This is a genomic window from Georgenia sp. SUBG003, from assembly GCF_000715355.2.
Lineage (GTDB): Bacteria > Actinomycetota > Actinomycetes > Actinomycetales > Actinomycetaceae > Georgenia.
The window spans coordinates 2,727,679-2,747,109 of sequence record NZ_CP180204.1; the positions used below are offsets into that span (position 1 = coordinate 2,727,679).

Sequence of the window (19,431 nt, forward strand, 5' to 3'; positions counted from 1 at the left end):
CGTACGCGCCAAGCTGGACAGGCGCCAGTGGCGGTCGCAGCGGATGCACGTCACTCGCACGCGTGAGCAGAGGTGGAGAGCTGCGTGGTCGGCTGGCATGGGTCCCGCAGCCCGGGAAGCCGCCCGAAATGTGTCTATGCCCGAGCGAGGGGGGACGACAGCGAGCCCGGGCCGCGCGAGGCGCCCCCTCCAGCCATCGAGCCCTAAGCGCCAGCACACCTGCGTGGGATAGCGGCGGGTCGCTCCAGCCGCGGGCATCGCCCGGGATGCTCAGACCGCGGGCAGCGCCCGGGATGCTCAGACCGCGGGCAGGGGCTCGAGTGCGAGCAGCTCGTCGACCTCGTCGGACATCGCCGCGGCCAGCCCGCGCAGCAGCGCCCGGACCTGGAGCAGGTCCCAGCCGAATCCCGCCAGCGGCTCGGTGGCCTCGAGCAGCGGGCGGGTGAGCCGGTCACGGGTGGCCTCGTACTCGCCGAGGGCCTCCCGCTGCTCCGGCCCGCCTCCCGGCGCGGCGAGGACCGCGCGGGCGAGGAGCTCGGCGGAGAGGACGCCGACGACGGCGCCGGTGCCGAGCAGCGACAGGCCCACCAGGCCGGCGGCGACCGCCACCGCGGGCAGCCCGCTCAGCCCGAGCAGGTACGGCAGGATCGGGACGAGCGCGCCGGAGGCGAAGAAGCAGAAGCTCGAGAGGGCGGCGGACCAGCCGTTGCCGATCTCCTCGTAGGCGTGGGCGACGACGGACGGCGGCAGCCCCTCCCCGGCGTGCACGCTGGCGAGGACGCCGGCGGCGTGCTCCTCCGCCTCGGCCGGCGTCATCCCGCGGGCGCGGTACACGAGCGCGAGCTCGTTGGCGTCGACGTCGAGGGCGGGGAGCGACTCGCGGGCCCGGGGGTCCGGGATGGACGCCTCGAGCAGCTCACGCTGGGACCGCACCGAGACGTACTCGCCCGCCCCCATGGACAGCGCGCCGGCGAGCAGGCCCGCGATCCCGGTGACCAGCACCGTGCCGGCCGGGACGCCGGTGGCGCCGACGCCGAGCACGAGCGCGAGGTTGGAGACGAGCCCGTCGTTCGCGCCGAAGACGGCGGCCCGGAACGTCCCGGACATCCGCGCCCGGCCGCGGGTGGCCAGCGCGCGGACCACCTCACCGTGGACGCGCTCGTCGGCGGCCATCGCGTCGGTGGCGTCCTCGTCCTCGGCGTAGCGGACCGCGACTCGGCCTGCTGCGCGAGCGCGAGCACGAAGACCCCGCCGAACGTGCGGCCAGCCAGCCGAGCAACCGGGTGCGCAGCGCGCCCTTCCCGACGCGGCCGACGTCGTCGCCGAGGAGGTCGCGCCAGTGCTGCTCGTGACGGCTCTCGGCGTCGGCCAGGCCGAGCAGGATCTCCCGCTCCTCGCCGTCCCGCCGCGAGGCGAGGTGGCGGTAGACGGCACCCTCGGCGCGCTCGTCCGCGAGATAGCGCCGCCACCGGCGGATCTGCTCACGGCTGGGCGGGTGCGACGCCGACCTGGCCGGGCCCGGTGCGGCGGGGCGCGGCACCGGCGCGGCGGAACGGCTCTCGGGCCCGTCGGAGGGTGCTGATGGCGGCATGACGACCATCGTGGCAGCCGGCACCGGGGCGCCCAACCGGCGACGCGGTGGGATCCGACACTGTTCGCCGAACCGAAGAATGCGCGTCATTCCGCCGAAATCGGCGGCCACGGCCCACCCCGGCGGACCGGCCCGCCGGCGGCACCGGACCGTCCGGGATGATCCCGGCCGGCGCCCGGCGTCAGCCCGCGTCCGGGATCCGCCGCTCCAGGCCGGCCCTCACAGCGGGCCACTCGTCGGCCAGGATCGAGAACAGGACGGTGTCGCGGAACGTGCCGTCGGCGCGGCGTCGGTGCCTGCGGGCCACGCCCTCGCGCACGGCGCCGAGCCGGGCGATCGCCGCCTGGGAGCGGGTGTTGAGGACGTCGGTCTGGAGGTGGACCCGGCCGAGCCCGCAGTCCTCGAAGGCGTGGGCGAGGATCGCGAGCTTGGTGGCGGGGTTGACGGCCGTGCCCCAGACCGTGGGCGTGTACGCGGTCCACCCGAGGTGCGCCCGCTCGTTAGCCAGGTCGACATCGCCCAGGCTCGAGGTGCCCACCAGCTCGCCGCCGCCGCGCAGGCGCACCGCCCAGGAGACCCGGTCCGTGGCACCGAGCAGCCGACCCGTCACGTAGCGGCGCATCGCGGTGACGTCGCTCGGCCGACCGGCCGGACCGCCGCCGTACCCGGCGGCCCAGACCTCAGGGTGGTCGAGGGCGGCGAAGAGGTCCGCGGCGTCGTCGGGGGTCAGAGGCGTCAGCTCCACGACGGCGTTGCGAAGGACTGCAGCTTCCGGTGGACGAGCGGGCATGCGCCGAGGGTACGGCCGGCAGTCGTCGCGAGGTGCGGATGTCTCGTGCGGGGATGGGAGCATGTGGCAGCAGCAACCGTGACGGAGGGAGTCAACCCATGCAGGGATCGCAGGTGGTCGTCGTCGGCTCGGCCAACGCCGACCTCGTCCTCGACATCGACCACCGGCCGACGCCCGGGGAGACCATCATCGGCTCGGACGTCGTCACCACCCCGGGCGGCAAGGGCGCCAACCAGGCCGTCGCCGCCGGGAAGATCGGCGGGGCGGTGGCCTTCGTCGGCTGCGTCGGCGACGACGACCACGGCACGCTGCTCCGCGGCTCCCTGGCCTCCGCCGGGGTGGAGCTGGACGTGCTGCGCACGGTCGACGCCCCGACCGGCACCGCCACCATCATGGTCACCCCGGACGGCGAGAACTCGATCATCGTCTCGCCGGGCGCCAACCGGCACGTCACCCCCGCGATGCTCGAGGAGGTGCGCGGGACGTGGGACCGGGCCGCCGTCGTCGTCCTCCAGCTGGAGATCCCGCTCGAGTCCGTCGAGCTCGTGGCGGCCGAGGCCCGCGGGCGCGTGGTGCTCAACGCCGCGCCGGCGGCCCCGCTGCCGCCGGGTGTGCTCGGGTCGGGCGGGACGACGCCGACGGTGGCGGCGGTGCCGCCGACGCGCACCATCAGCCCGTCGGTGTCGAGGAGCTCGAGCAGGCGGGGCTGGGCGACGGCCTGGGCGAGCGGCACGTCGTCGGTCATGCCGGTCAGGCGCCGCAGCTCGTCGGCGACGGTCTGGGCGTGGCGGGCGCGGTCGGCGGCGGCGCGGACCACGGCCTGGAGGGACAGGCCGGCGGCGAGCGTCTCGGTGGCGGCGCGGACCTCGAGCGAGGGGGGTGTGCGGGCCGGAGACGTGGTGGCAGGCGACCATGCCCCAGAGGCGGCCGTCGTCGAGCAGGGAGATGGACATCGACGAGCTGACGCCCATGTTGCGCAGGTACTGCACGTGCACGGGGCGAGACGGCGCGCAGGGGTGGAGTAGGTGAGGTCGGTGGGTGCGCCGGTGCGCGGGTGCAGCGTCGGGACGAGGCGGGCGGTGGGCGTCTCGGTGTCGGAGATGAGCCGGATGAGGTTTTTCTCGTACAGCGCGCGGGCCTGGGCGGGGATGTCCGACGCCGGGTAGTGCAGGCCGAGGTAGGGCTCGAGGTCGTCGCGGCGGTCCTCGGCGACCACCTGGCCGTTGTAGTCGCGGTCGAAGCGGTAGACCATCACGCGGTCGAAGCCGGTCAGCCGGCGCACGCCGCGGGCGGCCAGCTCGTAGATGTCCTCCACGGTCGACGCCCCGGCCGCCTCCCGGAGCACCGCGTGGGCCTGCTGGAAGACGGTGGCGACCGGGGTGCCGTCGTCCTCCGCACGGGGCAGGGGCTCGGCCTCGACGAGCACCGACCCGTCGGTTCCGAGGTGGGCGGCGACGAGCCAGTCGCGCCCGTGCATGGTCAGATGCTGGAGGGCGTCGCCGAGCGGGCCGCCGGACCGAGTTCGGGGAAGGCGAAGGTTCGACGCCGCGTCGTCGCCGAGTACTGCGGCGAGGGGGCGGCCGAGCGCATGCTCGACCGGGACGCCGAGGAGGTCGGGAAGGTTGTCGGAGACCTGGACGACGACACCTTCGTCCACCACCAGCAGCACGCCCCGGCGCTGGACCGCGCCCGGCACGTGGATGGGCTCGTCCTCGCACGCCTGCAGGTCGATCTCGTCCGTCGTCGTCTGGTCCTCGATGGTCATGCCACTGCTTCCTTCGCCTCGCGCACGCGGTTGATGTGGATCGTCCCGAGCTCGGCGAACACTGCGCGGTTGAGACGGAAGGCTTCCTGCGCCTCGGCGACGGCGCGGGCGGTCTCCGCGGCGTCAAGGCCGAGGCCGTCGAGACGCTCGCGGTAGAGGTCCTTGAATGGCTTGGCCTTCGGGATCTCGGGGAAGTCGTAGAAGGAGAGGCCGTCGGTCCCGAGGCCGTAGTGGCGCTGCATCATGCGCTTGATGATCTGGCCGCCGGAGAAGTCGCCCAGGTAGCGGGTGTAGGCGTGGGCGGCGTACTCGGGAAGGCGGCCGACGACGGCGCGGAGCCGGGCCGCGTAGGTGCGGGTGGCGGGGAGGATGCGGATTTCGGCGCGCCAGTCCGGGCCGTAGAGATGGGTGAGGTCGCGCTTGATGGAAGGGACGCGTTTGAGCTCAGTGAAACCAAGGGTTGCTACGCGTGGGTCCCGTCGGATCTGGTCGCCGACGTCCTCGAGAGCGCTGTAAATCTCGAGTTGCTGCGCGGCGAGGTCAGCATAGGCGGTGACGTCGAGCCCGCCTGCGAGCAGCTTGTCCACGAAGGCCTGGGACTCTGCCGCCCGGTGCTCGGCGCGCGTCCCCTCACGCAGTTGCTCTGACAGGGGGGGCGTCGAGGCGGGGACTCACTAGAGGGAACTCCCCACGATGGACAACGCGAACTGAGCGACCGTATCAGGGGCACCAACCGCGCCAGGCTATCCGCCTGGTCTGCTTATCGGCTGCTCTCCACGGCGTACCTCGCTCGACATGCCGCCGAGTTCGACGTTCCAGAGAAATTGACATATCCAAGGAGCAATTCGACCACCAGTTCGGTTCAATGAAATCTCCAGGAAGCCGATGAAGTTGGACGAGCCTGACGCGCACAACGCGCGGTCGAAGAGGCGGTACCCCGCACCCTGGCCGCAACGCGATTTGGACACGCGTCTGCGATCCACTCGATTGAAGCCTCACTACCCGGGCGCTCGCGACGACACAGAACTGATCGGCGTTATCTCTGATGCGCGCCGCCTCACTGGCACACGATGGCAATATATCGAAGAGCATGCCCATAGGGCCCACATATCGCGCCAAGTTGTAGTGTCCACAAGACACAGGGCGCCTTAAGACTGTTCCGCCTCCTCGCTGGGCTCATCCGATTCCTCGACAACACTGACCCGGAGCCCAAAATTACCCTGCAAAAATTCGATGAGCCCATCTGCCCGCGAATCTAAGACATGAACCGGGTCCAACTCACGCCATGCTGGCGGCAAGAATTCGTATGCAATCCAATCATCTTCATTGCCATCGGACGCATCAACTACGAATCCAAGCGTACGGAGATGCAAAGGTGGATCCCACCCGCCACCATCTGATTCACGCGGGAAAATGGAATAAGAATAGTATTTCTCGGTCGCTTCCGTAGTTCCGGGCGAACTTACCTCAACGGTCGACTCCAGCTTCCACGTCATCAGCGCGAGAAATGTCTTATGGAACGCCCCCTTGCTGCTGACGTGTACTCTCCCTAAGAGCACTCCGTTCGAGTTGCAAGCTTAAATGCCTTCGCCACGAACCATCCATGAGGGCGCGATAGTCGCTCACCGCCCGGGTGTTCGAGGCCGCCCCAATATCGCTGGCCGAAACCAGTGGCCCAGAACCAGTGCCTTACAGTCTCCGCTATTTGCGACAATGGCCGCTCAAAATCGAGCGCAGTCAACACTGTAAGAATCTGTTTGTAGGGCAGCAAATCAGGCGTAACCACCCCTAGCTCCGCTCCCAGGAAAGCCACTGCGGCGGAGTAATGGCGCACGGCTTCATCCCACCCGTCACGAATCGCCCCACCCTTCAGGTTGAGGACCGCAGATTGCCGTACATCCTCCTGCTGTCGGAGCGCAAGCGCAGCAAGGATGGGAAGGCCGTCATCCTTCTGGAAATTGCGGATATTTGGATACTCCTCGAGCGCATCCTCCCATTTTTTTTCTGAGATTGAATGTCCCCGTAAAGCTCCGCGCTACAACCAGGTCGAAGGCGCCCAGTGTGCGACCGTGACGATTTACCCGTTCGAAAATTCGCGCAACCGCTTGCGGCGGAATCTTCCTATTTACGATTACGCTTGGGATCCGGTAAACGTGAAGCCCTGAGACCATCTCGCGATAGATGCTTGTTAACCGCTCGGAGTCCTCAGAACCGGCTTGCATGGCCTGGTCGCGCCATTCATAGAAGGAAGAAGCCGACCTGAGCGCTGTGAGCGGGACGTACCCATTCTCCCACTGGATCTCGACATCGGAATACTTCTTCTCCCAGACGTCAGCCGCCATCGCAACTATCGACGAGTCAAGCGAATCAACGTCACCGACGACGAAGTCTTCGCGAATACGGAGCGCATAACGCGTTCGACCAGATCCTGTGAGCGCTTGGAAGAGTGCTGTAAGGCGTTGTTGCCCGTCCAGCGCCACTAGATCTACGTCGTCCGAGAGAACCGGCGCCGAGTCAAAATGTCGCGGCTGATAGAAGTCACGCGTGGTCTGGTCAACCTCAATGAGCAGGAAGCTTCCAATTGGCCAACCGCTCAACACCGTGCCCAACAGTGCTCGAACGTCCTGGTCTGTCCAGTCGAAGTCTCGCTGGAAATTCGGCAAGCCGAGGGTACCCTGTTCGATGCTCTGCAGCAGGTCTTCCAATAAGAGGTCGTCGGCATGTGTTGCACGGGCCATTACAGTTCCACCACGTTTTCTTCCTCACCCCAATTTGGAGACCTCCATATCGGCGCCTCTCTCGAATCCGATATGAGTCGCGACCTCTCGCGTACCCATCGTTCGACCATTGCGCCACTACCGGTGCGTAACACGCACGCTAATCGGTTGGACGTGCGATCAGAGTGGAGCGCATTCACGACGAGCGCACGAGCCCTATCTGTGGAGTACAAACCAAACGCCGGGACGAACGCGACAGGATCAATCGTGAGAGCAGCCTTGCTGTTGAGCTCACCTGCCGTAGCGACTCGCTTCCACTCATGCTCGATGGCCGTCGTAACTTCGCGCATCGCGACACCATAGGAAGCCTCGTCGTCCCCATATCCAGCCAAGGATGCGTTGGCTCGCGATATGAGCGGCACGAGAATGGTTATGGAGACGCCTGCCGAGCGCGCCCTTTGCACTATTTCCGGCCAATGCAACTGCCTAAAACTCTGAGGCTCCGAGAGGATCGCAACAATGCGGTTCGCATTCTCGTAGTGACTCCCCCCAATCTACCTTCGACTCTAGCCGAAGAGCCTGTACCCCCCTCTTGCTGTAACTCATATTTAAGGCCCACCATCGCGGCGGTGTCGCGAGTATATGCAGGTTTAAGGAAGTACTCTGTAATGAGAAGCGCACCCGCGATCGAGATTGACGCCGAGCCGACGGCAACCGATAAATTCCCGACAGTCGACGATGAAGCATTTGGGGCCAGCGCTATTAGAACAATACCTAGCACGATTGCGATAAGGGTCCAGAAACTTAGCTTCGCCCTCGACAGTTCCCACCCTTGGGTTCTCATGCGAAACCTCTCGACCTTCGTTCGTTCTTTCCATCAATGTTTTGGAGCGATTAGAGACTGCGAACCAACTCAGGCCGCACGCCAAAACTGGTCACGCTCGCTGGGACTGCGTTGCGCCACACCTTACAGTCCACCGAACATTCGACAAGCACAACCCACGGAAACAATTCACTCCAGCTGCGGACCAAGCCAGTACTCCATGACCTAGCGGCACACACGCTGGCCAAGGCATCCATGGTCATCATAGGGCCGCGGTCGGGTCTTTCCTAAGCGTGAACGCGGCCGAGTCTTTCCTAAGCGTGACGCGCGCTCCAAGCTGTCAGGCGGGCGTTTTTTCGCTGCCGTGATGTAGAAACATGGCTTGCCCCCTCCCGCCGCGAAGGAACTCTAGGCCGAGAGCGTCGAGGTGACCTACGACCTAACCCGAAATTCAGGCGAGCCGATCGAGCGAGGTGCGTCGGCGGGGCGGTTAGGCGGCCTTCTCGAGCGTGACCCTGTAGCCGAGGTTCTCCAGGTCGTGGACGTGGTTGCGGATGGGTCGGTTGTGGTTGACGTGGGAGTCGTAGAAGTCCGGGCCGAGGTCGGTGAACCGGGCCTGCGGGTCGCTGAGCAGGTGCCAGATGATGGTGAGAATTGAACGGCCGACCGCCACGATCGCGCGCTTCTTGCCTCGCCGGCGGGCGATGCGCCGGTACCACTCGCCCAGGAAGGTGTTGGTGCGTGCGGCGTTGACGGCGGCCTGGCCCAGGACACGGGCGAGATAGCGGTTGCCGTGCCCGGTGGCCCCGTTCCCCTTCTTCTTCCCCGCGGACTCGCTGATCCCTGGGGCGAAGTGGGCCCAGGAGGCCAGGTGCGCCGGGGTGGGGAAGCGGGTCATGTCCAGGCCGATCTCGGGAATGATCGCCTCGGCGCCGACGAGCCCGAGACCTGGGATTTCATCGATCTGCTCGACCTCCCGGGCGAAAGGAACGAGCTGCTCACCGACCTGGGCCTCCACGGAGGCGATGTCGGCGTTGATCGCGTCGACGCGACCGAGCATCGTTCTGAGCAGGAAGGCGTGGTGGTCGTTGAACCGGCCCTCGAAAGCCTGCCGAAGCTTCGCGGACTTTTTGCGCATGCGCCCCCGGCCATTCGGCCAGCACCTCCGGGTCACGCTCGCCGGCGACCAGCGCGGCCATCATCTTGCGCCCGGAGACTCCGAAGATGTTGGAGATGACGCTCGAGAGCTTGATCGGGGCGTCCTCCAGCAGTTTCTCCACCCGCTGCTCCTCGGCGGTGCGCGCCTGGACCAGGTCGACCCGGTAGCGGGTCAGGTCTCGAAGCTGGCGCACCGGTGCGGGCGGGACGAAGGAGGGGCGCAGCATCTGCCGCTCGGCGACCTTGCACAACCACACCGCGTCGAGCCGGTCGGTCTTGGGGCGTCCGGGCAGGTGCTTGACGTCCCGGGCGTTGACCAGCCATGTCTCAAACCCGGCCGCCTCGAGCCCATAGAACGGTGGCTTCCAGTAGTCGGACGTCGCCTCCATCACTGCCCGGGTCACCCCCGGGCCCCCCGAGCCAGTCCGCCAGCGCCAGCAGGTCCGCGGTCATCGTGGCGACCGTGCGGACCTCCTGCATCCGCCGCCGGTGCGGGCCCGGGACCCGCGCGCAGCACACCACCTCACCCTTGCCGATGTCCAGCGCCGCGACGCGCTCGACGATCTGCTCCTCGTCCGCTGCAACCTCCATGACGGCCGACACCTCCCCCGTGTCAGGTTCCCGACAGCAGTGACCGCCTGTAGGAGCTGATAGGGCAAGGAGAAATCTAACCCTCGTGCTCGAAGCAACAGTGACGGGCCCACAGCACAGCTCCCGGCGCCCGACTAACTGACGGCCTCGATCGGACCAAGGAGCAACGGCGTCGACGAGCGACCACCGCGCCATTTTCAGCCCGTGGCGGGCTGCCACGCCAGGGGCGAAGGACTAACTGATGAAAGAAGCGGATACAGGTTCTCGAGACTCGCCAAAGGGTTCCTAAACCTCGGATAGCGACCTCCCAGCGCGAACATCCCCGCCCCTGTCCGTTTCATAGGCGTTCGAAGGCGTCAGGGCGTCGACACCAAGGCATGAGCGATATGTCGCCCCAGCGCCTCTGCCAACTGAACGGGCACTGCATTGCCGATCTGTCGTGCGATGGCGGTCTTCGAACCGACGAACCGGTGCTCCTTGGGGAAGCCTTGGATCAGCGCCCCCTCCATCAACGTCAGGGCCCGGTCCTCGTCGGGATGGAGGAACCTTCCCTTCTCCGGCTTGGAGAACTCGGTTCGGAGCGTGACCGACGGGCGGTCCCAGGAGAGCCTTCCCAGTACGTCACCCGCCCCGGCCGTGTGTTCGCGCCAGCAGCGCGGGAGAAGTCGATCGGCAACGTCGAGCCGAGAGCCGCCAGGCGGCACGGAACGGATTCGCGCCTTCATCACCGATGAGTAGTGACGGTCGACGTGCAGGTCTCTGGTGCGGAACACACCCGGTACCGACCGGCCGTCGAGTTCGACCCAGCGGCCTGGCAGTTCCGTCTCGCCGACCCATCTCTTCACGCCCCGGAGTGCGTCTCGCAAGGTGCGGTGGGACCCGGCATGGGTGGGTTGCGGGAAACCCGGGTTCTCGAGGTCGCGGTGATGTCCGATGAGGACCGCCCGTTTCCGGACCTGAGGAGTGCCGTAGTCCGCAGCGTTCAGGATCTTGAGCTTTATCGCGTAGTCCGATAGCAGGCCGTTCTGCGCGGTCTCGGCGAGCAGCGACTCAGCGGACTCCGACACTGCGAAGGCCGGGACGTTCTCCAGAACGAAGTACTTGGGCCGCGCCCGCCGTACTGCTTCGAGGTACTGCCGCCAGAGGGCGTTCCTCGGGTCCCGGGGGTCTCGCTTGCCCAGGCGCGAGAAGCCTTGGCACGGCGGTCCTCCGACGACGACGTCGACGGACGGCACCACCTCATCCTTCAGCCAACGCTGAATGTCGCCGGTGTAGACGACGTCGCCGAAGTTGGCCTGATACCCACGTGCGGCCGCCGCGTCCATCTCGACCGCACGGACGATCCGGTACGGAGATCCCGTCGAGTGGAACCCGCGGGTAAGTCCTCCGACGCCGGCGAACAGGTCGAGCACACGGAACGGTGCGACCTTCCCAGCGCGGTCCGACGGATCATCTGCCTCGAGCTCGGTCGAAGGGGCTGGAGCGCTCAACGCGCCACCACGAGCCCGGAGAAGAACCCGGCATCCGGCTCCTCGGGGGTGCCGATGAGCACGGCACGGTCCAGAAGAGTGTTCTGCTTCTCGCAGCTGACCTCAGGCAGCAGCACGCAGGCGTGACAGGCCGCCAGGTTGAGCCCTCCGGATCCGCCGGCCACGGACTCGATGCACACCGGGTCCTGCGTGCACCAAGCCGAGCGTTCGACGGCGCTGTGCAGCACGGCGGCAAGGCGGTCGGTCTCGCTCTGCGCGACCAGCCCGCCCAGGCTGCCCGCCGCGTCTGCGGTAGCGGTGTAGACAAGGAGCCCGGCCATGCCCTCGTCCGAGTACACGCGTTCCCGGAGCGACGAAGCCGGATAGCCCGCATCCAGGGAGAGCTCCTCGAGGAAGACATGTGCGAGCGTGTGAAGCAGGACCTCCCGTGGCTGGAGCTGCCGGGCCACGGAATTGCGTTCGATGGCGCGGTCATCGAGCGCCCGCTGGATCTTGCCCGTCCGCGTGGCCGCGAACGGAGTGACCTCCCATGCGGAGAGCGTCGACTCGTCGAACCCGAGGAAGATGCCCTCCCCCCAGCACTTCGATCGCGGGCAGCCAACGTGTGCGTCGGTCCGCCAGAGGGGCATATCTCTTTCGGTCCTCGGGACCGCCGGACGGTGTTACGCGCGTGAATGCCTGGAGTGCTCGGACCTCTCGGAGGCGTGGCACCGCCATCACCTGAGAGACGACCGAGTCGAGGCGCCCGGAGACTGGGACCGACGTGGCGACGAAGTTCTGCTGCGGATCGGTCTCGGGCCTTCCGATCCTCAGTGCGTCGTACTCCTGACGGCGCAGCTGGGTCTCGGCGACGGCCTCGTCACCGAAGTCGAATCCGCGCTGCCCCAGAATCGCCTCGACCAGCTGGTCTCGCTCGTTCTGCGAGAGGTCGGGCGCGGCGATCTGCACCACCATCGGCAGTTGATCCTCGCCGGCGTTCTTCACCAGCTCCCAGTGGTCACGGATGCCCTGGGGCATCGTGTCCATCCACGACGGGATGGAGATGGCAGATCTCACGACCGGGAACCACACGTTCGAGGAACCTCGCTGCAGCGCGCGTGGGATCTCCTCACAGGCGTCGTCGTCCGAGTCGGGTAGCCATAGCTTCTGTCCCCAACACTTCGTGACGTCCGCCAACGCACCCTGCTGCATGGCGCCCGCCAGCACGACGGGCCGCACCCCGCAGCTGCAGCTGAGCTCGATGTCGGCGAGGGAGGACGTCTGTCCACGGGACCTGATTCGCATCGCGTGACCGGCATCCTCCTCATACCCCTGGGCTCGGTGGAGCCACCGGAAGTACGGGAAGTCCTGGATGTGCCCGGCCGGGCAGCAGGCCACGAACCGGGACGGGACGAGCTCGAGCGCACACTCCCGACATCTGCCGGACTTCTTGTCACCGAGCTTCCAGTACGGGCCGAGCGCACGGCACTTGGGGCAGTAGTACCACTCGGGGAATCGGAGGACGGGGATGCCCCTTCCTCTGCCTGACGCGGGCGGCTGGCGGAACACTTCCACACCGAGGGCTGCGGCCAGCCGGGGCTCCGGCACGGGCGCGCAGTTCTTCTCGTCCCACTCGTCGATGCCGCAGACCAGGTAGCTCTCGGCAGCGGCCGGGTAGATCGACCCGACACCGTAGGTCGAGACGAGCTGAGAGGTACGTGCCTTGGCCTGCAGTCGACTACTCGGCATTGGTCTTCTTTCGTGGCTTGCGCCTGGCGCGGACCTCGCGCAGGTCAGTCTCGGTGTCAACGTTTCTCAGGCTCGTGAGAGTCGCCCAGGGCGCCGCGTCCACGGGAAACTCGCGTGCGTCCGCCGCGATCGACGTGCCGGCGGGGACCAGCAGGGCACCGTCCGCGCTGCGCCAACCCTCGTACTTCTCGAGCTCCCCGTCCTCTGCCGCCCGGAGCCAGTTGTGGATCAGCTCCTCCAGCTGGGTCTCCAGGGCTGACACCTCACCTGCGGAGACGGACTGCGCCCGGCGGACGATCGCCTGCTGCTGCTGCCGGAGCCCCGCCTCGAACGCGGATGCCCGACCCGCCCGTTCGCTGGCGCCGGCACCCGGAACGAGCATGCGCGTCATCGCCACGAGCACGCCGTGCATCCCGCGGTCACGTGCCCGGGCCGCAAAGGGAGTGGCGCCGGTCGCCTCGACCTGACGATCGAGCGAGCGGTGGTACGTGGTGAAGTTCTCGTAGTGGGAGAGGTCCCGCGACCGCGCGCCGTTGTACAGGACGACGACGAGGCCGGGGTAACGCCGTCCGACCCGGCTCGTCGCCTGGATGTACTCCGCGGTGGTCTGCGGCTGCCCCATCACGGCCATGAGTCCGAGCCGGTCGACGTCGACGCCCACCGAGATCATGTTCGTCGCGAGCACGACGTCCGCCGCGTCCGGATCCGTGCACGGCTTGCCCAAGATCTCCAGCTCGCGCGGGATCTCGGTCGACTTGCGGCGCGAGGTCAGCTCGCGAGGTTCCTTGAGCTCACGGCGTTCCTCGTGATTGCGGGTCGCGAGCAGCTTCATACGGTCAGGGACGTCGTCGATGACCTGCATGTAGGAGCCTCCGAGCACTCGGAGGCTGTTGAAGTACCCGAGCAGCGTCCAGTACGCGTCCCGCACGGAGTCCGAGACATCCATGGTCGAGGCACGCTGGAGGAGCGCCGCGTACGACCGGACGAGGAGGGTCGCGTGGCTGATCCCCGGTGCGAGTACGCCAAGGTACTGCCGGGTGCCCTTCTGGGCTGGGTCTGCCGAACGGGCGAAGTACGAGTCGGACTGATCGATGCCCGGCGGCGGAAACTGCTCGCTCTCCCGGTCGAACACCGCCTTGACCTGGGACCGTGCACGTCGGATCGTCGCCGTGGAGGCGATGAGCTTGGGGCGGGTACCTCGCGTCGTCGCCGCGTCGACGGCGGTCTCGTAGAGACCCACCAGTGTGCCGAGCGGACCGCTGATGAGGTGGAGCTCGTCCTGAATGATCAGATCGGGCGCGGGGTGCCGCCCGTCGGTGGAGAACAGAGTTGCCGCCTGCTCGCGCCAGGCGAGCATCGCGAACTTATCGACGGTCCCGATGACGAGCGATGGTCGCTCGCGGTAGACGTCCTCGTCCGTGAGGTGCACGGGCAGCTGGTCTCCGAAGGGGCACTGCGGGTCCTTGCACCTGACGATCAGGCGGTCAACCGCGGTTGGCACGTAGTACTGCTCGTGACCAAGCGACTTCCCGCACCAGGGGCATTTCAGCAGCTGCATCGGGTTGCCCTCCTCGGCCTCGTCGCCGTTGGCGAGCTTCCTGAGGGCCCTGCGCGCGTCTGCGACGTTGTTCGGGGTGGCTCCCTGGCCGACCCACAGTCCGAGGCTGATCGGCTCGGCGTCAGGCAGCTCCCGGCGGCGGAGCAGCTCCAGCGCGCAAATCAGGCCGGCGGCCCGTTCGAACTGCTGTGTGGTCAGCAGTCGCAGGGTGTACCGCATGATCACCGAAACTCCTCCGTGGGAGGAGTTCCGCAGCCGCCTCAGAAAGATCACGTACCCCATGGCGCCGAGGTAAGCCTCGGTCTTGCCACCGCCGGTCGGGAACCACAGCAGGTCGGCGACATCCCGTTCCGGCGATTCCTCGTTCGTGAGTCCGACGAGGTTGAGGAGGATGAACGCGATCTGGAAGGGACGCCAGCGCTGTGGGGTCGGGACGTAGTCGGTCGCGTGCTGCTCCGCCCGGAGCCGCTCCTGCCGCTGCCGCTGCTCCTTCATCGCCGTGTTCATGAGGGCGAAGGCACGTGCAGCCACCGGGTCGGACTCGAGGAGATCGATCCCGGCCTCGATCCTCCTGGCCGCCTTCCGGGCTCGCTCCAGATGCCGGTGTGCGGTCTGACGCTGACTTTCCTCCAGCTCGTCGATGCGGCCCGCCTGGCCCTCGATCCAGCTTCTGTAGTCGGCGACGAGAGCTCTGAGCTCCTCGTACGAGGTGGAACGAGCGAGCTGTTCCATGTCGAGTTCCAACAGGTGCCGCCCGGACTCGTCCGCACCCCCTGACGGTTCCGCCAGGCGCAGCTCGTGCCGGGGAAGGAACGTCGTCGAAACCTCTGTGACGTCGCGTTCCTCCGTCCACGTCACCGCGCACCCGTGCCCCACCGCCAGGTTGGGAACGTCACGGAAAAGGAGCGCGTGACTCTCGAGATCCTCGTCGTCGATCCCGTAGGCGCGTGGCAAAGGCCGGTCGACGAACGGTTCCGAGCTCCGGACGACGAGCCTCGGACGGAACCACGATGCCTCGTCCCTGCTCTCGCCCTTGGCAGGGCGGTGGGTGTTGACCAGGCTGACGGTCACGGAGGACACCTCACCCCGGGCGGGGCGGACGACCGTGTGCAGCTCGAGCCCGTCGGTCAGTCGCTCCCTCTGTGTCACGGGCCGGCTGACGTCCAGGGGCAGCCGCCCGCTACGGAACGCGTGGCGTTCCCACCGGCCTCCTTCGTCGGCCGCTCCGCGCCGGGTCATGACCTCGTCGACGGACGCTTCGTCAGACTGCCGGGCGACCTGGACGTAGGCGTCGACGGACGCTTCGACGGTCACCGCGTTGTCCCGTACCCGCACGGCGAAGGTGAGCCCCATGGATGCCGGGTACCTGACATGCGAGAGGGCGACGGGCTGGTCGGACTCCGCCTCGCCCGGCACCTCGACGTCGGTGCCTCCGAGGGCGTCCTCCTCCTCGACCGCCGGAGCCGCCTCGGCGGCCCGCTCCTGCGGGTAGAGGATTCCTACGGCGAAGCGGCTCAGCGGGCGCTCGTCCAGCTCGTCGTCGGCATCCGTTCCTACGAGGTCCGCCTCGAGCGCGTCGGCCATGAGCCGACGCGCTGCGTACCACGGATCGAGGTCTGTCATCTCACCACTCCAGGTTTGCCAAGCCGGCCACGCGTGGGTTCAGCCAGAAGTACGGTCGTTCCGCTCCGCCCCCGGCCCCGGTTCGGGTTTCGAGCGCCTCGACGCGGGCCCCGACCAGCTCGGGCCAGGCGCGTCCCGACGCCTGGCGCATGCGCACCCTCGCACTGAGTGCGGCCCCGAAGTCCGGGTTCGTCCGGCCGACGGGGGTGCCCTCGTGAAGCACCCGGTAGGTCGGGACCTCGAACGACCGCCGGGGGTCGAGAGCAAGCTCGACGACGTCACCGGGGGACACGGCGGTACGCAGGTACTCCTGCGAGTTCGCCCACTCCACGTCGTCGCCCGCGGGCACCGCAGTGTCGCCGCCGCGAACCTCGAAGCCGCGGGTCATCCACTTCTCGTATCCCGGGACGTACCACCGGTCCGTCCGTGGTTCCTTGCGCAACCGAAGGTCGCGCGTCCACTCGGCGACGACGAGCCTCGCCATCCCGCGGGTCATGGCGACGTATGCCTCTCGGACAGTCTGCTCCGTGGGCTTGCGGGCCGGTGAGAGCTGCTGCGCGGGTCCGACGAGCACGACGTTGTCGAACTCCAGGCCCTTCGCGCGGTGGATGGTGGAGACGACGACGCCGTCACCACGCGCTTCCAGTCCCGGGGGTGGATCGCCACGGCGGAGGTTGCGAGCGAGCGCCGCCACATCGATCTCGTCGTTGTAGCCGGGGCTGGCCCGGCGGAGCTTCTCCCAGGCGTCGTCGGGTACCTCTTCGGTGGCGGCTGCCAAGGACAGGAACCGTTCGCGATCGACGAAGTGGCCCTGGACCTGGCTCATGACAGACGCGATCCAGGGGACCAGAACGACCTCTTCGGCTCGCCGTTGCAGTCGGGCCGGCACGCCGGCCTGCCAGAGCTGATCCCAGACCGAGAGCGCCTCTCCGTTGGTCCATGTCAGCACGGCTGTCGATCCGGCCCAGCGCGGCACGTACCGGGCGAATGCCTCGACAGACCCGGCGCTCGGGAACTCGTTGAGGACGTGCGCCAGCGCAAGCGCCTGCCGCGGTACCGCGTCCACCGACGACAGCTTCCTGCGCGCCTGCACCGCGTTGCGGATCTGATCGTCCTTGGACCGGTAGTCACCGTTCAGCTGTGTCTGCCGGCCGCCGAGGTCGTTCGTGGCCGCGGCCATCAGCCCCTTCCAGCCCGTGCCCCCCTTTGGCCCGAGCTGGAAGTCATAGATCGCCTGCATGGGATCGCCGAGCAGTGTGAAGCCGGCGTCGTCGTCGAGCTTCCTCAGGGCCTCGATCACAAGATCGGCCCGCTCGCCAACGATGTCCTGCACCTCGTCGACGATCAGATGGGCGACATCTAGGATGCGCGGTTCGGAGCCATCTCTCAGTTCCGAGAGCGCCCGTCGGATGCGTGCGTCGAACGACATGCTCTCCCAGCCGTCGACCCCCTCCTCGTCCAAGATCTCGGCGGCGATGGAGTCCAGGGTGCGGACCTCGACGCTGTCCGCGTCCTCGACGCCGGCCAGACGGTCGGCCACCACGCCGACTGCGGCCCGCGAGAAGCTCACCACCAGGATGTCGCCCGGGCGGTCGAGGCCGCCGTCCTCGATCAGCGCGCGGACCCGTTCGACAATGACGGCGGTCTTGCCCGCTCCGGGTCCTGCGACGATGACGAGTCGCTCCTCGGGCGCCGCCTCGATGACCGCCGGCGGCGCGGAGCAGGCCGCGGCGGCCGATGCCGCGCCGCAGCGTCCGGGCGGCGAGCTCGCCGTCGATGTCGGAGAGGTTGGTGGTGGTCATGGGTCGCTCCCCCTGGACGATCGGTGCGGACCGGTGAACCGTCCCACCGCCGCGTTGCCCGTCCGTAAGGGGTGCGTTTCGGTCGCGTTACCCTCCGCCTCGGTCGCTGTACCGCCCGCTGACGCCCTCCCCCCGCCGGCCGCGGTGACCTGAGGAGCAGCAACCCGTCGGCAGCTGGGCGGAGGCGATCCCCGAGCTGGTGGTCACACCCTGCGGTTCCGCCACATGCCGGCGTCGCGTGAGGCCCAGGGGAGGGCTCCCGCCGGGGCGGGAGTGCTAGTCGCACCGATCGCACCGCTGCGTCGCTGGCAGCGCCATGTGACAACTCGCGCAGGTCAGGACAATCTGCGTCTGCCGAGGGCCCTTACCCGCCCGCGATCGCGTTCTCGCGAGTTTGGGGCTAAGTGCCGGGACCCCTCCGTCCGCAGGAAGGTCGGGGGCGCCGAAGTACCGATAGCAGCTCAGCCGGGCGTGTGCTGCGTGGTCGTCCGGGTCGTCAGGCCGTTGCCCAGTGGTAGAGGCGACGGCACCGCTATACCCGTCGCCGACGCTTCCGGCGGCGTTTACACACAGGGACGACAAGTTTGGCTCCCCCCCGGGCCGCGCAGTTCTTCGCGACGCGCAGAAGAACGTCGCTTATCCAGTGGTGCAGGAGCTGCTTGGTCCGAACCCCGGTCCGGAGCTGGACGCCGTCGGCGAGTTCCTTGTAGGTGATAACTGAATGGTAGTGGCGGGCGGTGTCGAGAAGGAGTGACCGCGCGGCGTCTGCCCATGAAGCCCGGGCCGACTCGTTGCCGACGTCCGCGACACTCCTCCAGCGCCCAGTTTCCGGAAGATCATCCAGTTCCGCGGTGACTTCAGGGCTGGTGACGTCGAAACCGAGGTCGCGGAGCACCCGGGCAGCGCCGCACTTGCCTCCCGAGAAGCCGTCCGCAGACAACGGCAGTCCGGTGGCACGCTGATAGGCCACCCCGAGAATCGCCTTCGAGTCATAACTGCGACCGTCCGACCACAGCACGTACTCACGGGCGCGGCCGAACCCATGCCGCTCGAGAAAGTCGTCGGCGCCCATGCGGTCGTACTCAGCCATTGCCGCCAGCACGTGATCTCGGGTCACGTTGTGGAAATCCACCATGAATGATCCCTACGCTGACCGAATCGTTGCAGCGGTTGCCGTTCCACGACCTCGCCCGCCCCCCTGGCTATTGTCCCGCCCACGCCGACTCGGACTCACGACCCGCTTGGCTCGTGTTGGATGGGCAACGCACCCTGACAAGTGGAGATACCTCAGATGAGCGGTGAACTAGCCGTCGCGTTGATCGCCGGGTTCGCGGCCGTAATCGCGGCGGCATGGTCGGCGCAACAGCAACATAGCCTGGCTCGCCTCCAGGCGCGGTTGAAGCAGTCGGAGCAGGTCGAACTTCGCCATCAGGAGGCGAAGGAGCAACTAAACCTTCACCGTGAGCCCGTAATGCTTGCCGCGGCGGAGCTCGGCGAACGGCTCGACAACATCCTCCACGGTCGTTTTCTGTCCTATCTCGGGACGGAGCGCCACCGTGACTTGGCCATTCTCACTACGCTTTACCGTCTCGCGAAGTACTTCGCCAAGCTCGAGATCCTCTATGCAGACACCAACTGGATGAAGTTCTCCAACGACAACGACACCAAGGACGTGGCACGCGCGCTCAAGCGGATCGGTAGGACCTTCGCTACCGACAGACTCGACCGTGGAAACGGCGACGGCCCCCCGCTTCATGCTCTGGCGGGAGGAGCAACGTGCGATCGGTGAGCTGAT

General features: G+C 67.5%; 14 protein-coding genes and 3 pseudogenes. 2 read left to right on the forward strand and 15 right to left on the reverse strand.

Annotation, left to right across the window (positions count from 1 at the left end; genetic code table 11):
• Window positions 1-297: 297 nt before the first annotated feature.
• Window positions 298-1,591 (reverse strand): annotated as a pseudogene (locus DA06_RS13870) (VIT1/CCC1 transporter family protein).
• A 181-nt stretch (window positions 1,592-1,772) separates the two neighbouring features.
• Window positions 1,773-2,336: a GNAT family N-acetyltransferase gene (locus tag DA06_RS13875; RefSeq protein WP_418605275.1), complete on the reverse strand. Its 564-nt coding sequence runs from the start codon at window positions 2,334-2,336 to the stop codon at window positions 1,773-1,775.
• Between the two features lie 143 nt (window positions 2,337-2,479).
• Here DA06_RS13875 and DA06_RS13880 point away from each other — a divergent pair, with 143 nt between their 5' ends.
• Entirely contained in the window at window positions 2,480-3,406 is a 927-nt protein-coding gene (locus DA06_RS13880; RefSeq protein ID WP_418608012.1) for a PfkB family carbohydrate kinase, read from the forward strand.
• On the opposite strand, the pseudogene DA06_RS13885 reads toward DA06_RS13880, so the two are convergent.
• From DA06_RS13885 to DA06_RS13945, 13 genes and pseudogenes are all read right to left on the reverse strand, one after another.
• Window positions 3,323-3,844 (reverse strand): annotated as a pseudogene (locus tag DA06_RS13885) (hypothetical protein); the annotation flags it as partial. The gene DA06_RS13880 and the pseudogene DA06_RS13885 overlap by 84 nt on opposite strands.
• A pseudogene (locus DA06_RS13890) lies at window positions 3,799-4,146 on the reverse strand (hypothetical protein); the annotation flags it as partial. The pseudogenes DA06_RS13885 and DA06_RS13890, both read right to left, overlap by 46 nt.
• Entirely contained in the window at window positions 4,143-4,796 is a 654-nt protein-coding gene (locus DA06_RS13895) for a heme oxygenase (biliverdin-producing) (protein ID WP_043501049.1), read from the reverse strand. The pseudogene DA06_RS13890 and the gene DA06_RS13895, both read right to left, overlap by 4 nt.
• Window positions 4,797-6,089: 1,293 nt before the next feature.
• Window positions 6,090-6,851 carry a DUF262 domain-containing protein gene (locus DA06_RS13900; protein WP_418605276.1) on the reverse strand — a complete coding sequence of 254 codons (762 nt, stop codon included), beginning with the start codon at window positions 6,849-6,851 and terminating at the stop codon, window positions 6,090-6,092.
• Window positions 6,852-8,176: 1,325 nt separating this feature from the next.
• The gene (locus tag DA06_RS13905) at window positions 8,177-8,746 is read right to left on the reverse strand and encodes a transposase (RefSeq protein WP_418605277.1); all 570 of its coding nucleotides are present in this window, start codon (window positions 8,744-8,746) and stop codon (window positions 8,177-8,179) included.
• Window positions 8,685-9,233 carry an IS110 family transposase gene (locus DA06_RS13910; RefSeq protein WP_418605278.1) on the reverse strand — a complete coding sequence of 183 codons (549 nt, stop codon included), beginning with the start codon at window positions 9,231-9,233 and terminating at the stop codon, window positions 8,685-8,687. Before DA06_RS13910 ends, DA06_RS13905 begins: the two co-directional genes overlap by 62 nt.
• Window positions 9,172-9,435, reverse strand: a complete 264-nt coding sequence (locus DA06_RS13915) for a hypothetical protein (RefSeq protein WP_418605279.1) — start codon at window positions 9,433-9,435, stop codon at window positions 9,172-9,174. The genes DA06_RS13910 and DA06_RS13915 overlap by 62 nt, the downstream gene beginning before the upstream one ends.
• 356 nt (window positions 9,436-9,791) lie before the next feature.
• Entirely contained in the window at window positions 9,792-10,847 is a 1,056-nt protein-coding gene (locus DA06_RS13920) for a DNA cytosine methyltransferase (RefSeq protein WP_043501053.1), read from the reverse strand.
• Between the two features lie 74 nt (window positions 10,848-10,921).
• A complete protein-coding gene (locus tag DA06_RS13925; protein WP_052436754.1) occupies window positions 10,922-11,374 on the reverse strand; it encodes a DUF1998 domain-containing protein in 453 nt (150 codons plus the stop codon).
• Window positions 11,375-11,396: 22 nt separating this feature from the next.
• Window positions 11,397-12,653 (reverse strand): hypothetical protein, encoded by a 1,257-nt coding sequence (locus tag DA06_RS13930; RefSeq protein ID WP_052436755.1) that lies wholly within the window; start codon window positions 12,651-12,653, stop codon window positions 11,397-11,399.
• Window positions 12,643-15,834: a helicase-related protein gene (locus DA06_RS13935; RefSeq protein ID WP_043501055.1), complete on the reverse strand. Its 3,192-nt coding sequence runs from the start codon at window positions 15,832-15,834 to the stop codon at window positions 12,643-12,645. The genes DA06_RS13930 and DA06_RS13935 overlap by 11 nt, the downstream gene beginning before the upstream one ends.
• Window position 15,835: 1 nt before the next feature.
• On the reverse strand, window positions 15,836-17,536 hold the full coding sequence (locus DA06_RS13940) for a UvrD-helicase domain-containing protein (RefSeq protein ID WP_418608014.1): 1,701 nt from the start codon (window positions 17,534-17,536) through the stop codon (window positions 15,836-15,838).
• A gap of 632 nt (window positions 17,537-18,168) precedes the next feature.
• Window positions 18,169-18,771: a hypothetical protein gene (locus DA06_RS13945; RefSeq protein WP_418605280.1), complete on the reverse strand. Its 603-nt coding sequence runs from the start codon at window positions 18,769-18,771 to the stop codon at window positions 18,169-18,171.
• Window positions 18,772-18,927: 156 nt separating this feature from the next.
• On the opposite strand from DA06_RS13945, the gene DA06_RS13950 reads away from it, so the two are divergent.
• Window positions 18,928-19,425, forward strand: a complete 498-nt coding sequence (locus DA06_RS13950; protein ID WP_043501061.1) for a hypothetical protein — start codon at window positions 18,928-18,930, stop codon at window positions 19,423-19,425.
• Window positions 19,426-19,431 lie beyond the last annotated feature (6 nt).